21 protein-coding genes are annotated in these 15,404 nt (G+C 51.2%); 7 read left to right on the forward strand and 14 right to left on the reverse strand.

Annotated elements, in window-relative coordinates; all coding sequences use genetic code 11:
* Positions 1-44: 44 nt before the first annotated feature.
* The 4 genes from H6F46_RS04785 to H6F46_RS04800 all read left to right on the forward strand — a co-directional run bounded on the left by H6F46_RS04785 (position 45) and on the right by H6F46_RS04800 (position 3,959).
* Positions 45-953 (forward strand): fructosamine kinase family protein, encoded by a 909-nt coding sequence (locus H6F46_RS04785; RefSeq protein ID WP_190353767.1) that lies wholly within the window; start codon positions 45-47, stop codon positions 951-953.
* Positions 954-1,424: 471 nt separating this feature from the next.
* Entirely contained in the window at positions 1,425-2,357 is a 933-nt protein-coding gene (locus H6F46_RS04790) for an energy-coupling factor ABC transporter permease (RefSeq protein ID WP_190353768.1), read from the forward strand.
* A gap of 68 nt (positions 2,358-2,425) precedes the next feature.
* Positions 2,426-3,070, forward strand: a complete 645-nt coding sequence (locus H6F46_RS04795) for an energy-coupling factor transporter transmembrane protein EcfT (RefSeq protein WP_099532869.1) — start codon at positions 2,426-2,428, stop codon at positions 3,068-3,070.
* 130 nt (positions 3,071-3,200) lie between these two features.
* A complete protein-coding gene (locus H6F46_RS04800; RefSeq protein WP_190353769.1) occupies positions 3,201-3,959 on the forward strand; it encodes an energy-coupling factor ABC transporter ATP-binding protein in 759 nt (252 codons plus the stop codon).
* Positions 3,960-3,999: 40 nt separating this feature from the next.
* On the opposite strand, the gene H6F46_RS04805 is transcribed toward H6F46_RS04800, so the two are convergent.
* Positions 4,000-4,641, reverse strand: a complete 642-nt coding sequence (locus H6F46_RS04805) for a Uma2 family endonuclease (protein WP_190353770.1) — start codon at positions 4,639-4,641, stop codon at positions 4,000-4,002.
* Positions 4,642-4,783: 142 nt separating this feature from the next.
* Here H6F46_RS04805 and gltX point away from each other — a divergent pair, with 142 nt between their 5' ends.
* Together gltX and H6F46_RS04815 are read left to right on the forward strand one after the other, a co-directional pair.
* Positions 4,784-6,232 carry a glutamate--tRNA ligase gene (gene gltX / locus H6F46_RS04810; protein WP_190353771.1) on the forward strand — a complete coding sequence of 483 codons (1,449 nt, stop codon included), beginning with the start codon at positions 4,784-4,786 and terminating at the stop codon, positions 6,230-6,232.
* 204 nt (positions 6,233-6,436) lie between these two features.
* The gene (locus tag H6F46_RS04815) at positions 6,437-7,546 is read left to right on the forward strand and encodes a tetratricopeptide repeat protein (protein WP_190353772.1); all 1,110 of its coding nucleotides are present in this window, start codon (positions 6,437-6,439) and stop codon (positions 7,544-7,546) included.
* 176 nt (positions 7,547-7,722) lie between these two features.
* Here the strand turns inward: H6F46_RS04815 and H6F46_RS04820 are convergent, their stop codons facing one another.
* The 4 genes from H6F46_RS04820 to H6F46_RS04835 form a co-directional block, all read right to left on the reverse strand.
* On the reverse strand, positions 7,723-9,420 hold the full coding sequence (locus H6F46_RS04820; RefSeq protein ID WP_190353773.1) for a DUF262 domain-containing protein: 1,698 nt from the start codon (positions 9,418-9,420) through the stop codon (positions 7,723-7,725).
* 240 nt (positions 9,421-9,660) lie between these two features.
* Positions 9,661-10,431 carry a peroxiredoxin-like family protein gene (locus H6F46_RS04825; protein ID WP_190353774.1) on the reverse strand — a complete coding sequence of 257 codons (771 nt, stop codon included), beginning with the start codon at positions 10,429-10,431 and terminating at the stop codon, positions 9,661-9,663.
* Positions 10,432-10,486: 55 nt separating this feature from the next.
* A complete protein-coding gene (locus H6F46_RS04830; protein WP_190353775.1) occupies positions 10,487-10,939 on the reverse strand; it encodes a hypothetical protein in 453 nt (150 codons plus the stop codon).
* 226 nt (positions 10,940-11,165) lie between these two features.
* Positions 11,166-11,816, reverse strand: coding sequence for a Uma2 family endonuclease (locus H6F46_RS04835; RefSeq protein ID WP_190353776.1), 651 nt, complete (start codon positions 11,814-11,816; stop codon positions 11,166-11,168).
* On the opposite strand from H6F46_RS04835, the gene H6F46_RS04840 reads away from it, so the two are divergent.
* Entirely contained in the window at positions 11,793-11,984 is a 192-nt protein-coding gene (locus H6F46_RS04840) for a hypothetical protein (protein WP_190353777.1), read from the forward strand. The genes H6F46_RS04835 and H6F46_RS04840 overlap by 24 nt on opposite strands.
* A 99-nt stretch (positions 11,985-12,083) precedes the next feature.
* Here the strand turns inward: H6F46_RS04840 and H6F46_RS04845 are convergent, their stop codons facing one another.
* The 9 genes from H6F46_RS04845 to H6F46_RS04885 all read right to left on the reverse strand — a co-directional run bounded on the left by H6F46_RS04845 (position 12,084) and on the right by H6F46_RS04885 (position 15,401).
* Positions 12,084-12,404 carry a DUF86 domain-containing protein gene (locus tag H6F46_RS04845; protein WP_347278281.1) on the reverse strand — a complete coding sequence of 107 codons (321 nt, stop codon included), beginning with the start codon at positions 12,402-12,404 and terminating at the stop codon, positions 12,084-12,086.
* On the reverse strand, positions 12,388-12,720 hold the full coding sequence (locus H6F46_RS04850) for a nucleotidyltransferase family protein (RefSeq protein WP_190353779.1): 333 nt from the start codon (positions 12,718-12,720) through the stop codon (positions 12,388-12,390). The genes H6F46_RS04845 and H6F46_RS04850 overlap by 17 nt, the downstream gene beginning before the upstream one ends.
* Positions 12,721-12,763: 43 nt before the next feature.
* Entirely contained in the window at positions 12,764-13,111 is a 348-nt protein-coding gene (locus tag H6F46_RS04855; RefSeq protein ID WP_190353780.1) for a DUF86 domain-containing protein, read from the reverse strand.
* Positions 13,104-13,418, reverse strand: a complete 315-nt coding sequence (locus tag H6F46_RS04860) for a nucleotidyltransferase family protein (RefSeq protein WP_190353781.1) — start codon at positions 13,416-13,418, stop codon at positions 13,104-13,106. Before H6F46_RS04860 ends, H6F46_RS04855 begins: the two co-directional genes overlap by 8 nt.
* 6 nt (positions 13,419-13,424) lie before the next feature.
* Complete coding sequence (locus tag H6F46_RS04865) at positions 13,425-13,736, reverse strand: DUF86 domain-containing protein (RefSeq protein ID WP_242027784.1); 312 nt, start codon at positions 13,734-13,736, stop codon at positions 13,425-13,427.
* Positions 13,737-13,768: 32 nt separating this feature from the next.
* Positions 13,769-14,092, reverse strand: coding sequence for a nucleotidyltransferase family protein (locus H6F46_RS04870; protein ID WP_190353783.1), 324 nt, complete (start codon positions 14,090-14,092; stop codon positions 13,769-13,771).
* A 26-nt stretch (positions 14,093-14,118) separates the two neighbouring features.
* Positions 14,119-14,565, reverse strand: a complete 447-nt coding sequence (locus H6F46_RS04875; RefSeq protein WP_190353784.1) for a hypothetical protein — start codon at positions 14,563-14,565, stop codon at positions 14,119-14,121.
* A gap of 99 nt (positions 14,566-14,664) precedes the next feature.
* Complete coding sequence (locus H6F46_RS04880) at positions 14,665-15,000, reverse strand: XisI protein (protein WP_099532830.1); 336 nt, start codon at positions 14,998-15,000, stop codon at positions 14,665-14,667.
* Complete coding sequence (locus H6F46_RS04885; RefSeq protein WP_190353785.1) at positions 14,988-15,401, reverse strand: XisH family protein; 414 nt, start codon at positions 15,399-15,401, stop codon at positions 14,988-14,990. The genes H6F46_RS04880 and H6F46_RS04885 overlap by 13 nt, the downstream gene beginning before the upstream one ends.
* Positions 15,402-15,404 lie beyond the last annotated feature (3 nt).

A 15,404-nucleotide genomic window follows, 5' to 3' on the forward strand; every position in this document is an offset into this window, starting at 1 on the left:
ATATTGAGTCATTAAATATTGAGTCGTTAAATTAGGTCATTGTGATGGAAAACCTGTCAGCACTATGGGCAACGATCGCCCGAGCCATTCGGGAACAGGGCGGTGGTTCAGCGGAGTCGCCCACGGCCCGATCGGTCGGTGGCGGTTGCATTAACCAAACCTATCGCCTGAGTTTTGGCAACGCTGCCAACGCCCCCGTTTACTTTGTCAAGCTGAATCAGGCCAGCGGTCTGGAAATGTTCGCGGCCGAGGCCGCAGCCCTCCGAGACCTAGCCGCAGCCCAAGCGATAAAAGTGCCCCAGCCCCTCTGCTATGGCCAAGCGGGCGATCGCGCCTATTTGGTTTTGGAGTGGCTGGAGTTGGGCCGTGGCAACCATGAAGCCTGGGCCCAATTGGGGCGAAATTTAGCGCAGTTGCACCGTTGGCAGCCGGCCTCCGGGCAGCGGGCTTTTGGGTGGTGGCGAGGCAACACGATCGGCTCCACCCCCCAACCCAACGATTGGGCCGATGATTGGGTCACCTTTTGGACAGAGCGGCGCATTGGGTTTCAGTTGCAGTTGGCCCAGCGGCGTGGCGGCCATTGCCCCGAGGCCGATCGCCTGTTGGCCGCCATTCCCAGCTTGCTGAAGGGACATCGCCCCCAACCCGCCCTGCTCCATGGGGATTTGTGGTCGGGTAATGCGGCGGTGATGGTGGATGGCACACCCGTGATCTTTGACCCGGCAACCTATTGGGGCGATCGGGAGGCAGATTTAGCCATGACTGAATTATTTGGCGGCTTTCCCAACAGCTTTTATCAAGGTTATGGTGAAGTGAATCCCCTGGAATCAGGTTATGAAATCCGCAAAGATCTTTACAATCTTTACCATATCTTGAATCACTTTAATCTATTTGGCGGCGGCTATGGTAGCCAAGCCAATGGGATGATTCATCGGCTTTTAAAAGATTGTTAATTCTTGAGGGGTTTGAAAAATCTGGGCCATGATAGGGATGCAATCCATCACTCTGGATCAGTGGCAATCCTCAAGCGGCATTGCGAATAAATCTAAACCCAGATCACTTCACGCTAGGTAACCCCAATCAAGGCTCAATCACGACTTGATCAAGACTCAATGCATTGAATTGAGCATCCTCCCAACGCTTCATTTTTCGAGCAGAAGGATAATTTCGCTGAGAAATCAATAGCGAGAATCAATCGGTTTAGTCAGGAAAAATTGAATTGGCAGATGGTTTTTGACCAATTTCTACATCACTCTGAAAAGCCAATTGAGCAAGTTTGGAAGATGGGTATTTGAGAACTCCAAGGGCAGCAACCCCACCACTTCACCGGGCGATTCATATCCCCTCGGTAGGGATTGTTTTTTGGGGCTGAACTTGTTTTTTTGGAATGGCAATCTGTTGTGTGATTAACGCTGGCTGGTTTCATGCATATTCCTGACGGTTTTGTTTCAGTGCCCGTGGCAACGGTCACATCGGCGGCCACGATCGGGGCGATCGCCCTGTCCCTGGCGCGAACCCGATCGACCTATGGCCTCAAACAGGGGCCAATTTTGGGGCTAACCACAGCCTTCGTCTTTGCAGCTCAGATGGTGAACTTCCCCGTCGCTGGCGGCACAAGCGGCCACCTGCTGGGGGGAACGCTAGCAGCCGTGTTGACGGGGAACCCCTGGGCGGGAACCCTCTCGATCGCCACAGTCCTGCTGATTCAGGCGGTGTTGTTTGCCGATGGCGGCATCACGGCCTTGGGAGCCAACATTCTGAATATGGCTGTCTTCGGAGTCTGGACGGGCTGGATTTTGACTCAGGTGATTCAGCGCCTGCTCGGGGGATCCCAGCGACGGTTACCGCTCGCGGCCGGAATTGCAGCGGGGTTGAGTGTGGTGGTGGCGGCGATCGCCTGTGCGATCGAGCTGGTGTTATCCGGGACGGCGGCCTTTCAGCTCGCCGTGCCCGCCATGGCCGGAGTCCATATCCTGATTGGCTTGGGCGAAGGGATCATCACCGCTGGTGTCATTGGCTATTTGACCAAGGCTCGCCCCGACCTGCTGCCGGGAGCCAAGCCGCGTTTGGAACAGTGGCAAGGGCCGGTGATCGGCGTGCTGTTGGTGGCGGGGGTGCTGTCTTTATTGGCATCTTCCTGGCCCGATGGCTTGGAAAAGGTGGCGGAAGATTTGGGCTTTATTCGGCTGGCGGAAGAGGTGCGAATTACCGTGCCTACGCCCTTTGCGGACTATGGCATTGAAGGCTTAGGGCCCTTGGGCACAACCATTACGGGGTTGTTGGGCAGTGTGGTTTCCTTTGGTGCAGCCTTCGGGATCGCCAAGTTGGTGCAACCCAAGCGAGCTGAAGAGTCGTGATTGAAATCAGCCTGAATGCCAATCGCCAATCAACATGGGGTCCGGAGCGATCGACTCCGGGCCCGGCCCTGGTGGTGTTGCGGTTGCGGTTGGCTCTGATTTGGGTATTGGGGGCTGCTTGCTTGCGGGTGGGCGCTTGGGCCCCGTTGGCGGTCTATGGCAGTTTGGCGATCGCCTGGGTTTGCTGGTTGCGGGTTCCGGCGCGATCGCTCCTGGGTCTGTTGGGAGCGGAACTGGTGTTTCTGAGCCTGGCGGCCTTGCCCCACGGTTGGGAACGGGCCAGCTTTCTGATGGCGCGATCGCTGGTTTGCCTGTTGCTGATGAATGGGGTGTTGTTGACCCTGCCGCCCCATAGTTTGGCGATCGCCTTGAAAAGTTTGCCGCTGCCGGCCGCTTTGCGAGAAACGGCTCTGTTGGCGGGGCAATACCTGGAAATTGTGATCGACGAGGTGCAACGGATGCAGCGGGCGGCCGCCTGTCGGGGGCTGTCGGGGCCGGGCAGTTGGTTGCGCTATGTCAGCGCCGCCACCATCGGCTCTCTGTATTTGCGCAGTCTCGATCGCGCTGAGCGGGTCTACGCGGCCATGGTGGTTCGGGGCTATGGGGGAGCCTTGCCCCTATTGCACCCCAGCCCGCCACACCATCGCTGGTGGTTGTGGGGGGCGGCGGTGGGGGCTGCTGGTCTGGCGATCGGCTCCTACGGTTTTGAGTAGGGATTTTGGCGCAGGTTTGCCTCCCTTTGGGACGATGCCAACGGGTGCTGGTTTGGCGCTGTTGCCCTAATCTCTTTAAGGTTGAGCAAGCAGGAATAGAGTTCGATCGCGTGGCCGCCGCAACAGTTTCATGACCCTTTTTTCTAAATGCGAGCTTGATCGCGCTGAAGTGTCGGCCGCCGTTTTGGTGCAAGATTTGCACTTTGCCTATCCCCAACAGCTGCCGGTTTTGCAGGGAATTTCCTTTGCTTTGGAGCCGGGCGATCGGGTGGCCCTGTTGGGGCCCACCGGTTGTGGCAAAAGCACCCTCTTGGAGCAACTGATTGGCCTGAAGCAACCGAGCCGAGGCGCTGTGTGGATTGGGGGAACCCGGGTGGAGCCGCGCACCTTGCCCACCATTCGCCGCCGCTTGGGCTTTTGTTTCCAAGATGCCAACGACCAATTGTTTATGCCGACCATCTTGGAAGATGTGATGTTTGGGCCGCTGAACTATGGCATCCCGATCGCCCAGGCCAAAAACCAAGCCAGGGAACTCCTAGCCCGTTTTGATCTGTTGGCCTTTGAGGGGCGATCGGCCCATGAACTTTCGGGGGGGCAGCGGCGGTTGGCGGCCTTGGCGGCCGTGCTGGCCCTGGAGCCGGCCATTTTGGTGTTGGATGAGCCAACCACGGGCCTCGATCCTCGGTGGCGACGATCGCTCGCTCAGGTTTTGGAAACCTTACCCATTCAATCGCTGATTGTGGCTTCCCATGACTTGCAATGGATTGGCAAAACCACCCATCGAGCCTTGATTTTGTCCCATGGGCGGATCCGAGAAGATCGACCTACGGCGGAATTATTGGGCGATCGGGCGCTGTTAGAATCCTACGATTTACCGCTGGATTATTAGCAAAATTATTGGCGCAATGGCGAGCAACCAATATCTCGAATTATTCGGATGATTCTGCTGGGTTGCCAAACAGATCCGACAGGGTGATCGATTCGCCGGGAAAGGCCAAGCAAGCGGCGCGATCGGCAGCGGTGAGGGTGAATTTGGTTTGATAGCCCTCGGGACTGGGATCACGATAAACCTCGAGTTTTTTGTGCTCCAAATCCACCAGCCAAAACTCGCCAATCCCCGATCGCGCGTAGAGCGGCCCTTTGACCTCGCGATCGGATTTCAGCGTGCTATCCGCCACTTCAATCAGCAGTAGAACTTCGGCAGTTGTGGGCGATCGATCCTCGTAGAAATTCTCCGTTTCTTGCAAAAGCATCAGATCCGGCTGAGGCTGCGAATCACCTAGGACAACGGAATTCTGCACACTGACGATCGCCCGATTTTGGATCAAGGCACAGAACTTACGAGTCAGGCGACTAACACAAGCCTGGTGACGAAATCCAATGGGCGACATTTTGACAATGATTCCTTCAATGAGTTCCGTGCGAGCGTCCGGCGCGAGCGCACCGGCCTCATAAATTCGCTGGTATTCCGTCACCGTGAAACGATAGGGCTGACTAAGGGCGATCGACTGAGGTGGTTCTGGCTGAATGGGTTGAATTGCCGGTTCGATGGGCGTGCAAACTTGGGTCATGGGGTTGATCCTCAGATCGAACACCTTTCCAAACTATCGCAATCGATCAAGCCAGGCCAGTCACCCGATCGCCCCCCGTCAGGGCCGCAACCCGCTACAATCAAAGCCGCTTTATGACAATCCTTTAGCCCCCAACACCATCGTGTCCGTTCGCGTTCGCCTCGCTCCTAGCCCCACCGGAAATCTCCACATCGGCACGGCCCGCACCGCCGTTTTTAACTGGCTTTATGCTCGTCGCACGGGTGGCACCTTTGTGCTGCGGATTGAAGACACCGACACCGAGCGATCGCGCCCCGAATTTGAAGCCAACATCCTCGAAGGCCTGCAATGGCTGGGCATGAACTGGGATGAAGGCCCGTTCTACCAGTCCAAGCGCAATGAGTTTTATAAGCAAGCGATCCAAACCCTGCTCGACAAGGGCTTGGCCTACCGCTGCTACACCACCCCGGAAGAACTGGAGCAACTGCGTGAGGGTCAAAAAGCCCGCAACGAAGCGCCCCGCTACGACAACCGCCACCGCAACCTGACCCCCGAGCAGGAAGCCGCCTTCATCGCCGAAGGTCGCCAGCCGGTGATTCGCTTCAAAATTGACGACAAGCGGACGATCGCCTGGAACGATCGGGTACGCGGCACAGTCACCTGGAAAGGCTTTGACCTCGGTGGCGACATGGTGGTGGCCCGGGCGGCTGGCATCGATGATGTGGGTCAACCGCTCTATAACCTGGCCGTGGTGGTCGATGACATTGATATGCAAATCACCCACGTGATCCGGGGTGAAGACCACATCGCCAACACCGCCAAGCAAATTTTGCTCTACGAAGCCCTGGGCGCAACGGTTCCCGAGTTTGCCCACACGCCGCTGATTCTGAACCGGGAAGGGCGCAAGCTCTCGAAGCGGGACGGGGCCACGTCGGTCTCGGAATTCCGCAACATGGGCTATCTGTCCGAGGCGATCGCCAACTATATGACCCTGCTGGGTTGGGCCCCGCCGGAAGGGATGGACGAGGTGTTTTCGCTGGAGCAAGCGGCCGCCCAATTTGAGATCGATCGCGTCAACAAGGCGGGCGCAAAGTTCGATTGGGACAAGCTGAACTGGCTGAACGCCCAATATCTGCACAAGATGCCGCCGGCCGAGCTGCTCGATCGCCTGATTCCCTACTGGCAAGGCGCGGGCTACAGCTTCGACCCCGTAGCCGATCGCCCCTGGCTGGAGGCTTTGGCGGGTCTGCTGGCCACGGCGATCATCCGGTTGGATCAAGCGCCCGAGGCGGCCAAGCTGTTCTTTAGCGAAACGGTGGACTACACCGACGAAGCCAAGGCCCAACTGGCCCAGACCGGCGGCGCGGAGATTTTGGCGGCGTTGGCGGCGGGTTTGAGCGACCAGCCCTTGGATCACGACGCGGCCATGGCACTGATTAATCAGGTGGTGAAGTCCACGGGCACGAAGAAGGGCCAGGTGATGCGGACTCTGCGGGCCACCCTGATGGGGGCAATGCAGGGGCCGGAGATGGTTCCCACTTGGCAGATCCTGAACCAACGCGGGTTCGATCGCGCCCGGATTGCGGCGGGCCAGGCGATCGCCCAAGGGTAGATCCCAGCAGGATGGCAAGGGGCTTCAGCCCCTTGTCTTTGGTTCCCTGTCCACAGATGGGATGGCCCCGCAAGCCCTAAGATCTTCGGCAAGAGATTTTTGGCCATAAATCTTTGGCAAGAGATTTTTGGCAGTAAATCTTTGGCAAGAGATCTCCTGTAACGCTTCCACTCGCTCGATCGCGCAAGGATCGAAACCGCAACTATGGCCATTCAATCCCTGTTTCAACCCCGCCACCGTCGGCTGATTGGGCGATCGCTGGGGTTACTGGTTTGGTTCGGGGCGATCGGGCTGGCCCCCGAGTTAGCCCAAGCCAGTCCCCTCACCCTGGCCCAAGTCAGCAACAGCAGCAATAATCCCCAACTTCAGGATCTGATTGAGCGGGGCGAGCAGTTTGTGCAGCGGCGCGATTGGGAATCGGCCCTGGTGATCTATGAACGGGCGGCCCAGCTCGATCGAGACAATGCCCGCATCTATTCCGGCATTGGCTATGTGCAAGCCATGCGCGGCAACTTCGCAGAAGCGGCCCGGGCCTATCAACAGGCAACGGTGCTTGATCCGCGCAATGCTGAATTTTTCTATGCCCTTGGGTTCAGCTTCGCCAACACGAACGACCTGGAACCAGCCTTAGCCGCCTACTACCGTGCGGTGCAGCTGGATGAGCGCCACCTGAATGCCCATTTGGGGCTGGGAGCCGTGCTCTATCGCCAGGCCAACTACAGCGGCGCACTGCAAGCCTACCGTCAAGTTCTGAATCTGGATCCCCGGAATGCGACCGCCCAGGAGTTTGTGGGGCTAACTCTACTGAAGACCGGCGAAGTGCAACAGGCGATCGCGGCGTTGCAAGCGGCCCAAAAGCTGAACCCCCGCCGCGACAGCACCTATGTTTCGCTCGGGGTGGCCTGGTTGGCGGCCGGCAACAGCACGGAAGCCACGGCGGCTTTTGCCCAGGCAGCTCGACTGAATCCGCGAAATCCGACCGTCCATCTGCAAATTGGCAAAATTCTGCGGGAACAGGGCGATATTCCTGGAGCGCTCGCCGCCTATCAACGGGCGGTGTCAGCCGATGGTGATTCCTACGAAGCCCAAGAGGCTCTGGCGGATCTGAGTTTGGAATCGGGCGATGTGTTGGTGGCGATTATTGGCTACCGGCGGTTGGTGGAGTTGCAGCCCAACACGGGCATGGCTCACTTCAAATTAGGTCGCGCGTTGGCCAAGCAAGGGCGAAATTTTGAGGCCCGGGAAGCGTTCGATCGCGCGGCCGCCTTGGGGGTTCCCGATGCGGTGGGCGCGCGCGATGCCCTGCCCAAGTAGCGATTGATGGTTTTATGGGGGAAATTCTGAGGCAAAAGTGCTCCAGTCTGCGCTAGTCAACTCGGCTGTTTTGATGTTTTTTTGCAAAATGCAAATGAATGAGCATCTCGTGCTGCCAAATTGGCTTCAATAAAAGTCCCATTGTGGAGTTGAGGAATTTCTCTTTTTAAAAGCCTCTAATCTAACTGAGAAGGCTTGTACAATTCATCGCCAAAGTTACTCCAAATGTCGAGGGCAATCTTAGCAAGATGCTTTGACCTTTCCTCAATATCTTCTCTCCGCCAAGCTGCTTTTGATTGAAAGTACTTATTCAGCTCAAGCTTACTGTCAGCCAGTTCCTTTTGCTTTTCTTCAAAAGCTTTGTCTGACAACTCAGAGTTATATGCGGTAAGGGTCAGGTTTCCTAACGTGTGAAGAAGATTGTAGGCCTCAGCCCAATTCTCTCCTAAATATTCCTGCCAAGATTGGTTTGTATTAGTTGACTGTGGCATGACATGCTCAATCGTAAGGTTCTTAAATGAAACCTGTTCTTTGTGCTCAAAATGTTCTTCTATTGATTCAAGGATGAGCTTCACTTTCTCAGTACGTTTCTCACCATATAGTTTAGCGCTACACAATTTACTTTGAAATTCGGAGTCTTTAGGATAGTCTTCAGATTGAAGTACTAGCTTCATGCATTCAAGAAAGCTTCTGGAGCTGAAATCCATCTCTTTCCTAATATTTGAATAGAGTGAGGCAAAGATTCTGTTTAATCTTCGAGATGAAGTACCACAAACAAAACGACGAAGGAGAAAGTTTTCCAGAACCTGGAGAATCAAAACAAAATCCTTTTCAGAAATTGACTTCTTCTTAACCCATTCATGGTAACAATTCAGAAGAAAAGGGTGGACTGTTGCAAAGCCTAAACGATTGATGCGGAGAAGGTATTTGCGGGCAGTTTCGCTAGGCTCGCGACTCGGGTCTAACAGTCTTGAATAATATTCTGAAAAAGAATATAAATCACTCAAACAAGATAGGGGATCGCTTTTTTCGATCTTGTCTTTCATTTGGGAGTAAACTTCATCCTTCTTAATTTCAGGAGTGTTTTTTGTAAGATACTGCCTAATAAATTCCGTTAAATCATCTGATATATTATCTTCCATGGGCTGCCAATACTTATCATATACAGACTGCTGATCGGCAGCAGCAATCTGCATGAAAAAGTGGTTGCGCACCAAGTCTGATTGATTTAGGGGCTTTCCCGTAGCATTTAAACTTTCAAAAACCAGGTAAGGATCGTCATTTTCTTCAAGAAGAATACTAACAACCGAAAGGCTACTGCAAATCACGTTTTTCAAGTTTTGGTGATCTGGCGCTTTTTTCTGGATTACTTTTTCGAAAAAGCGATAGCATTTTGCGATGCGACTTGCCGATGTAAATTCAGAAGAATTTATTATTTGAAAGAAAGCCGAACGGTCAAGTTGCGTTGGCTGCAATTTATAGTAGTTAGGTGTTTCCTCGTCTTCATAGGGATTTACCAGAAAAGTGTTTAAGATTTGATCCGACAACTTAGAGTTAAACGGTTTTGCCAAATCTCTCAGCACTGCAAGAAGAATAAAAATAGTAGTTAGTCTTTGTTGCCCATCAATCAAGAGATACTGAGAGATATCTCCAGGCTTAGATGGCATGGGCATTGTAACAATAGACCCCATGAAGTGAGGACGAGGCTTCTTGTTTTCATCGAGAACTATAAGGTCATTGTAGAGCTTCTCTAGATTTTCCCAAAGCTCTTCCCACTCTTCCTTATCCCAACTATAAGGCCTCTGAAACAAGGGAACTAAATATTGTATTGGGGAGTTAATGAGTTTTTCCAGCGGCACAGAGTCTGCTTTCATTTCTAGATGAACTCCGATTCAGAGTAAAAACATATCGTAATTATAGTCTTTTAAAGCAGGGATGTGCTTGGTTTACTATCGTCTCCACCATTTTATGCGAAGGATTATTGATCCTGTGTTAAGCAACTTTAAGTTGGATTAGAAAGCCTGAGTGACTGACACTATTGCCATGATCATGCACTTCGTAGGTAAGGATGTCACGCTACTACGGCAGACTTAGGCTTTTAGGTATCCTGTCAGTTAATCAGCTAGGAAGTCTAGGGGCCGCGCCATATTGGCAGCGAACCCGAGGATGCCCCGATCGCGGTGTTCATAAAGCAACGTTCCGGCGCGATCGAACACAAAGGTTCCCCCCCGTTGGGTCATGTATTGAGCATCGGGAACGTAGCGATTCCAGTGGCTCAACACTTCCACCATATTTCGCAGTCGCAGGGTGGCCAGCTCAAAGGGACGCTGAAACCCGCGCCCACCGGCCAGGGCAAAAAATTCACCCTTGATCGGGGGCAGTAATTTCGTGTCGATCGTTTCGTCGTCAGCGATCAACTGCGGTGCGGCGCGATCGCCCCGGTAACCCCGAAACACCTCCGCCAGCGTGCCCGGACTGCCCAGCCCCGCACACATCAACATCAAATTCACCCAAGCACTTTGGCCCGATCGCAAACCCAGCCACGATCGGGTCAAGCCGCCATACAACCCCAATTCTCGATGGAGATCCGCCGTGGGATCGATCGACAGCGCTTCGGCGGGAAACCCCGTGTAATCGCAAAACTTTTCCCCCGAGGAGCGATCGCCAATCCCCACAGCCCGCAGCACAATTTCGTGATCACGCAGGCGATCGGCCTCCCGACGCAACCACCAGGCATATTCCAAACTATCAAAATCCCCCAATTGGGGCAGAGCAATAAACAGAATTTTAGCTGCCCGATCACACCCATCCAAAATAGGGACGATCGCGCCGTCACTCACACGTTCACGCTGGCAATTTTGCAAAATTGGGTAGCAAGAATCCATGGCATTCAAAATCTTTCGCAAACTGTTGGCAAGGCTAGAATTTTGCGGACATTGTCTAGGGGCAAGGGCCCGGTGCAAAGGGTGGTTCTTTCCAATTTCCTTCAATGCTGAACCGAATTCGATTGCCTGCAACTTGCACCCGTCCCATATCAATGTGGCGGACTGGCTCGCCCCCTCCGACGGGAACCACTTCCACACAACTCAAAAGCCGACGCGGATAATTACCGGTCATGAGGCGAGCTTCGTTGGGATAAATGCCAATGGAATCTGCTAATAAATCGGTTCCAGGGCGATTGCGCCGTTCTCGGATCACAAACCGCCGAATAAAAGCATCTTTGGTGCGGTTTTCCAAAATCAGGGCCATAGTTGGCTGTCGATCGGGCGCATTATTTGGATCATTGCTGTTGCTGGGGAGCTGGGCCCGCAAAGGATTAGCCATCAGAATTAGCCCGATCGCGATCGCCCCAGAGCCGAGCCAAGCTCCACGATTGATGAGCCTATTCTTCAAGATTTTGGGCTGGGTTTTGGGCTGCTCGCTTGGCTCTTGAGCAGTGTTTTTCTGGAATTTTTGAATCATGCCTGTTAATTTGGTTTTCAATTGAATCTCAGAGCTTTCAAGGATATCGAAAAAGGATCTTTGGGGACTAACAAAGTAAAGACGATTGTGGCGCAGGCTGCTTAAGCATTTTGTCTGCATCAATTGTTAAGATCCGCAGCCTCTCAGTTTTGACGTTTCAAATATTCTGTTGATCTTCCGGCTGATTCATCACCAGCTCATCAGTCGATGAATCCATTTCCGAAAAATCAATATTGCTATAAAGATCAGTTAATTGCAAAGTTAATTCAACCGTTTTGAGCTGAAGGGTAGATTCAGGCTTGCGATATTCCAAAAATCGCCACTCACAATCTTCTAATTTGATGAATTGCTCAACGCGCATTTCGTATTGGTCAATTAGGAGATATTCCTGAAAGCTGGGAATGGTGCGATAGGCGGCAAATTTTTCGCCCCCATCATAGTTGCGAGTGGATTTGGACAACACTTCTGCAATCAGCAAGGGATTCGTTACCGTATCTTTGCGACCCGCTTGCAGTTCGATCGGCTTGGGCAACACCATCACATCGGGATAGGTATACATCCGCCGCTCAGGAATCCACAGTCGCTGATCCGTATGAAAGATTTCATAGGGACGATTGAGCAGTGCAAATAGCAGGCGTGCGTAGAACAATCCACTAATGCGATTGTGTTGGGGGGTTCCGCCAGTCATGGGGATGATGACTCCATCTCGGTATTCGTGACGCTGATCGCTGTTGACTTCCCGATCAAGATACGCTTCCGGGCTGTAGACAACGAGGCTTTGGGGGTGCTTGTCCAGTTGGGCGATCATGGGCAAAATCTCCTGGCCGGGGAACTGGGGCAAATTGGCTTGAGTCGATCGCCCCGTCACTTTCCATCCTACCGTTTCGGTCTCAGCCGCGCCGCCGCCCGCCTCGATCGCGAGGTTGGAATCATGGTCACTGGGGTTACCGCTTTGGTAGTAGTTGCGATCGACTAATCCACTAATTGTTGGCGTAGGGTTTCGAGGACGATTTCGGTGGTTAGAATATGTGTGTTCGTTTGGCTGACCATGCTAAGTATCCTTATTTCTAACATTTCAACGGTCTTCTTCATTGCTTTGAATATTTTTGATACAGGTTTTTAGAAAATCTAGATCATTTTCGATAATATTCCAGACAATTTTATTGTTGATACTGAAATAGGCGTGGGCGATCATATCTCTCATGCCTGCAATTTGCTTCCATTGAATTTCTGAATGTTGATCACGAATATCTTGCGGAATCTGTTTTGTTGCTTCTCCGATAATGAGCAGGTTGAGAATCACTGCATCTTTTGTCCGTCGATCTTGTACAAATTCCTCATAGCTTATGTTTGTAGTATCGCTTTGAATGTTGTCAATGCTATTGAGAATATCCACTAGATACAGTTTGAGGTTGCGTGACATAGATCGCCTTTTGGATAATGCTTTCTTTGATCTGGGGTTTAATATCTTCTTGGATTACTAAGTCTATTTTTTTCTGAAATAAGTCTTCGAGAAAAAATTTCAGACTCATATACAAATTCAAGGTTGGATCGCCAGCAAATTCAACCAAGAAATCGAGGTCGCTGTGCTCGGTGGCTTGGTTGCGGGCGGTGGAACCAAAGAGGGCCAAGGTTTTGATGTTGTACTGCTCAAAGAGGTTCGGTTGTTGGCGTAGGGTTTCAAGGACGGTTTCGGCGGTGAGGTTTGTCATTTTTTGTGTTGATCGTGATAGTACTTTTTAAGTCAGACTGAATTTAACCGAGGGCTTCATTCTGTTCAATGGTTTCGATGCAGCTCTTGAGCGGATTAAGTTCAGTTTGAGTGATGTCCCAAATAATTTCTGGATCTAGTGAAAAGTAAGTATGGGCGATGATATTTCGCAGGCCAATGATGCTGTTCCAGTCAATTTGTGGATATTTTTCTCGAATAGATAGCGGAATTTGCTTGACTGATTCTCCAATGATTTGCAGATTCAAGATAACACCATCAAAAACGATATCGTTTTTTAGTAGATCTGCCTTTTGATACTCCCTGGTTGCTTTTTGGATTTTAGAGATGCTTTCGAGAATATCTTGAATATAAAGCCGAATATTTCTAGACATAGATTGCTTCACTTAGAATTTGGTCTCGAATTATTAATTTGATTGATCTTTGAGTCACTAGATCGACGGGCTTATGAAACAATTCTTCTAGATAGAACTTTAGTTTCATATATCCTTTAAAAGTGGGATTTCCGACAAATTCGACTAAGAAATCGAGGTCGCTGTGTTCGGTGGCTTGGTTGCGAGCAGTGGAACCGAAGAGGGCCAAGGTTTTGATGTTGTATTGTTCAAAAAGGTTCGGTTGTTGGCGCAGGGTTGCAAGAACGGTTTCAGCGGTGAGGGTTGTTGGCTTTGGTTCATTGAGCATAATTTTCTAGTCTTTTAGGTTGTTGAGGATTTTGAGTAATTCTGGTTTGAGGACTGGTAGATCATTATTAACAGTATTCCAGAGTATTTTTAAGTTCACACCAAAGTAGTGATGAATCATTTTGTCTCTCATGCCTGCGATCGCTTTCCATGGAATCGCTGGATATTGTTCGCAAATCTCTCTTGGAATCTGTTTGGAGGCTTCACCAATGATTTCAACGGCTCGACTTACGGCAAAAATGGTCTTCTGATCATCCTCAAACGTTTTAAAGGTTAGACCGGCTATAAATTCCTGAGTAAGGTTGATCGAGGAAATCATATCGTTGAGAAAGTCTCTAATTTTTCTGGGAGTCATAGATAAATCACGTCGTCTAAGATATTTTGCTTCAGGCTGGGTTTGAGGTTTTCAGAAATCACGAGATCAACTTTTTTGCCGAGTTTTTCGCTTAGGGTATTTTCGATGTGGCAAAAGGTGATGAGACCGAAGGTGATGTCGGAATCAAGTTCGATAAGTAGATCAATGTCGCTTTCTGCGGTGGCTTGGTTGCGGCTGTAGGAACCAAAGAGTCCGAGTTTTTTGATGTTGTATTGTTGTTGAAGCGTTGGGAAAAGTTGGCGCAGGGTTGCAAGGACGGTTTCGGCGGTGAGGGGTTGGGCTTGGGTGTCTTGGGTCATGGGCCGATCGCCCTGGGTGGCGTGGATTAGGGGTGATAGATTTCGTATTCGCGAATGGTGGTGAGGGCAGCATCAAGGGTGATGTTTTCGTGGGTTGTCCACCATTTACCAGTGTGGCGGAAGTAGGCGAGATTAAATTGATCGGGGGCGACGTACTCGAGGCGGGTGAATCGCTCTTCGATCGCCTCTCTGATCACGCTGTCTTTGAATTCTGCGATCGCGGCTTCAACGGCTTCCGAGTTCTTGAGGCGGCAGGTGTAGCAGAGATAAATAAAGCTGCGATGCCATTTGATGAATAGGCTTTCGATTTGGAAGTAGGCGTGTTGGTCTTGGTGGAGATAGCGGGGGGCTAGGTCAGTGTCGATTAGCGCTTGCACCTGTTGGGTAATGGCTTGTTTTTCGGCTTCGGGGACTTTGGGTTTGTTTTGCTTCGAGGGAGAATAAACCCATTGGTATTTGCTTGATTTTGGCATGGTTTTAGACCTTGGTTTTTCCGGTTACAGCTTCAACAATCAGAATTTAATTTAGTTCATTCAGCTCTTCTGATCGCTTATGTTTCAGAAAATTCATCACTATGCCACTCCATAATTAGTAAATGGACGCTTGAACGGCGGCTGTAGCCCCAGAACAATATCCGATCGCTCAACCCCCAACTCGATCAAATCTTCCGCCGGATCTTGATCCGTCATATTTTCCTGAATCCAGACCCGCCCATCCTTGATATCGAAATGCATAATCGGATGGTAAATACGCTTCGACCCCTCCCAACCTAAATCTAACCAAAGGTAGTGATCGCGAACCTCATCCAAAATCAACTGAGACTCGTATGCATTTCCCACACGCTCCCCAGAGTGGTACTCAGACAATAATTGTTTAATTGCATTGCGATACATGATTAATCGATCCATCGAACTAAACCTCCCTGCTCAGAATCATAAATAATTAGCCGTAGTGAATATTCTTGGATTGCTGATTGCGTAAATTCCAATGAAAAAAAGCGTTCGTAAGTTTCCAGCGGCACTGCCAAGAATAACTCTCGATCTGGCTGAACTCTTTGAAGTGCCAAGCGATAACTTAGAAATTGACCCAATGCACCATAAAAATCGGTTACGAATGATGACTTTAAAAAGCTTTTGATCTCGACTGCGATTTTCCGATTTTCCCGTTCCGCTGCGATAACCCGCTCCGCCGCTAAATCCACCTCAAAATTAACGCGACCAAACGATAGATATAACGGATCGGCAGTAATCACCCATCCCTCTGCCTCCAATCCAGCCCTGACTAGATCATGAAACATATCTCTAGCCATTCC

It is taken from the genome of Limnothrix sp. FACHB-1083 (genome assembly GCF_014696485.1).
GTDB lineage: Bacteria > Cyanobacteriota > Cyanobacteriia > CACIAM-69d > CACIAM-69d > CACIAM-69d.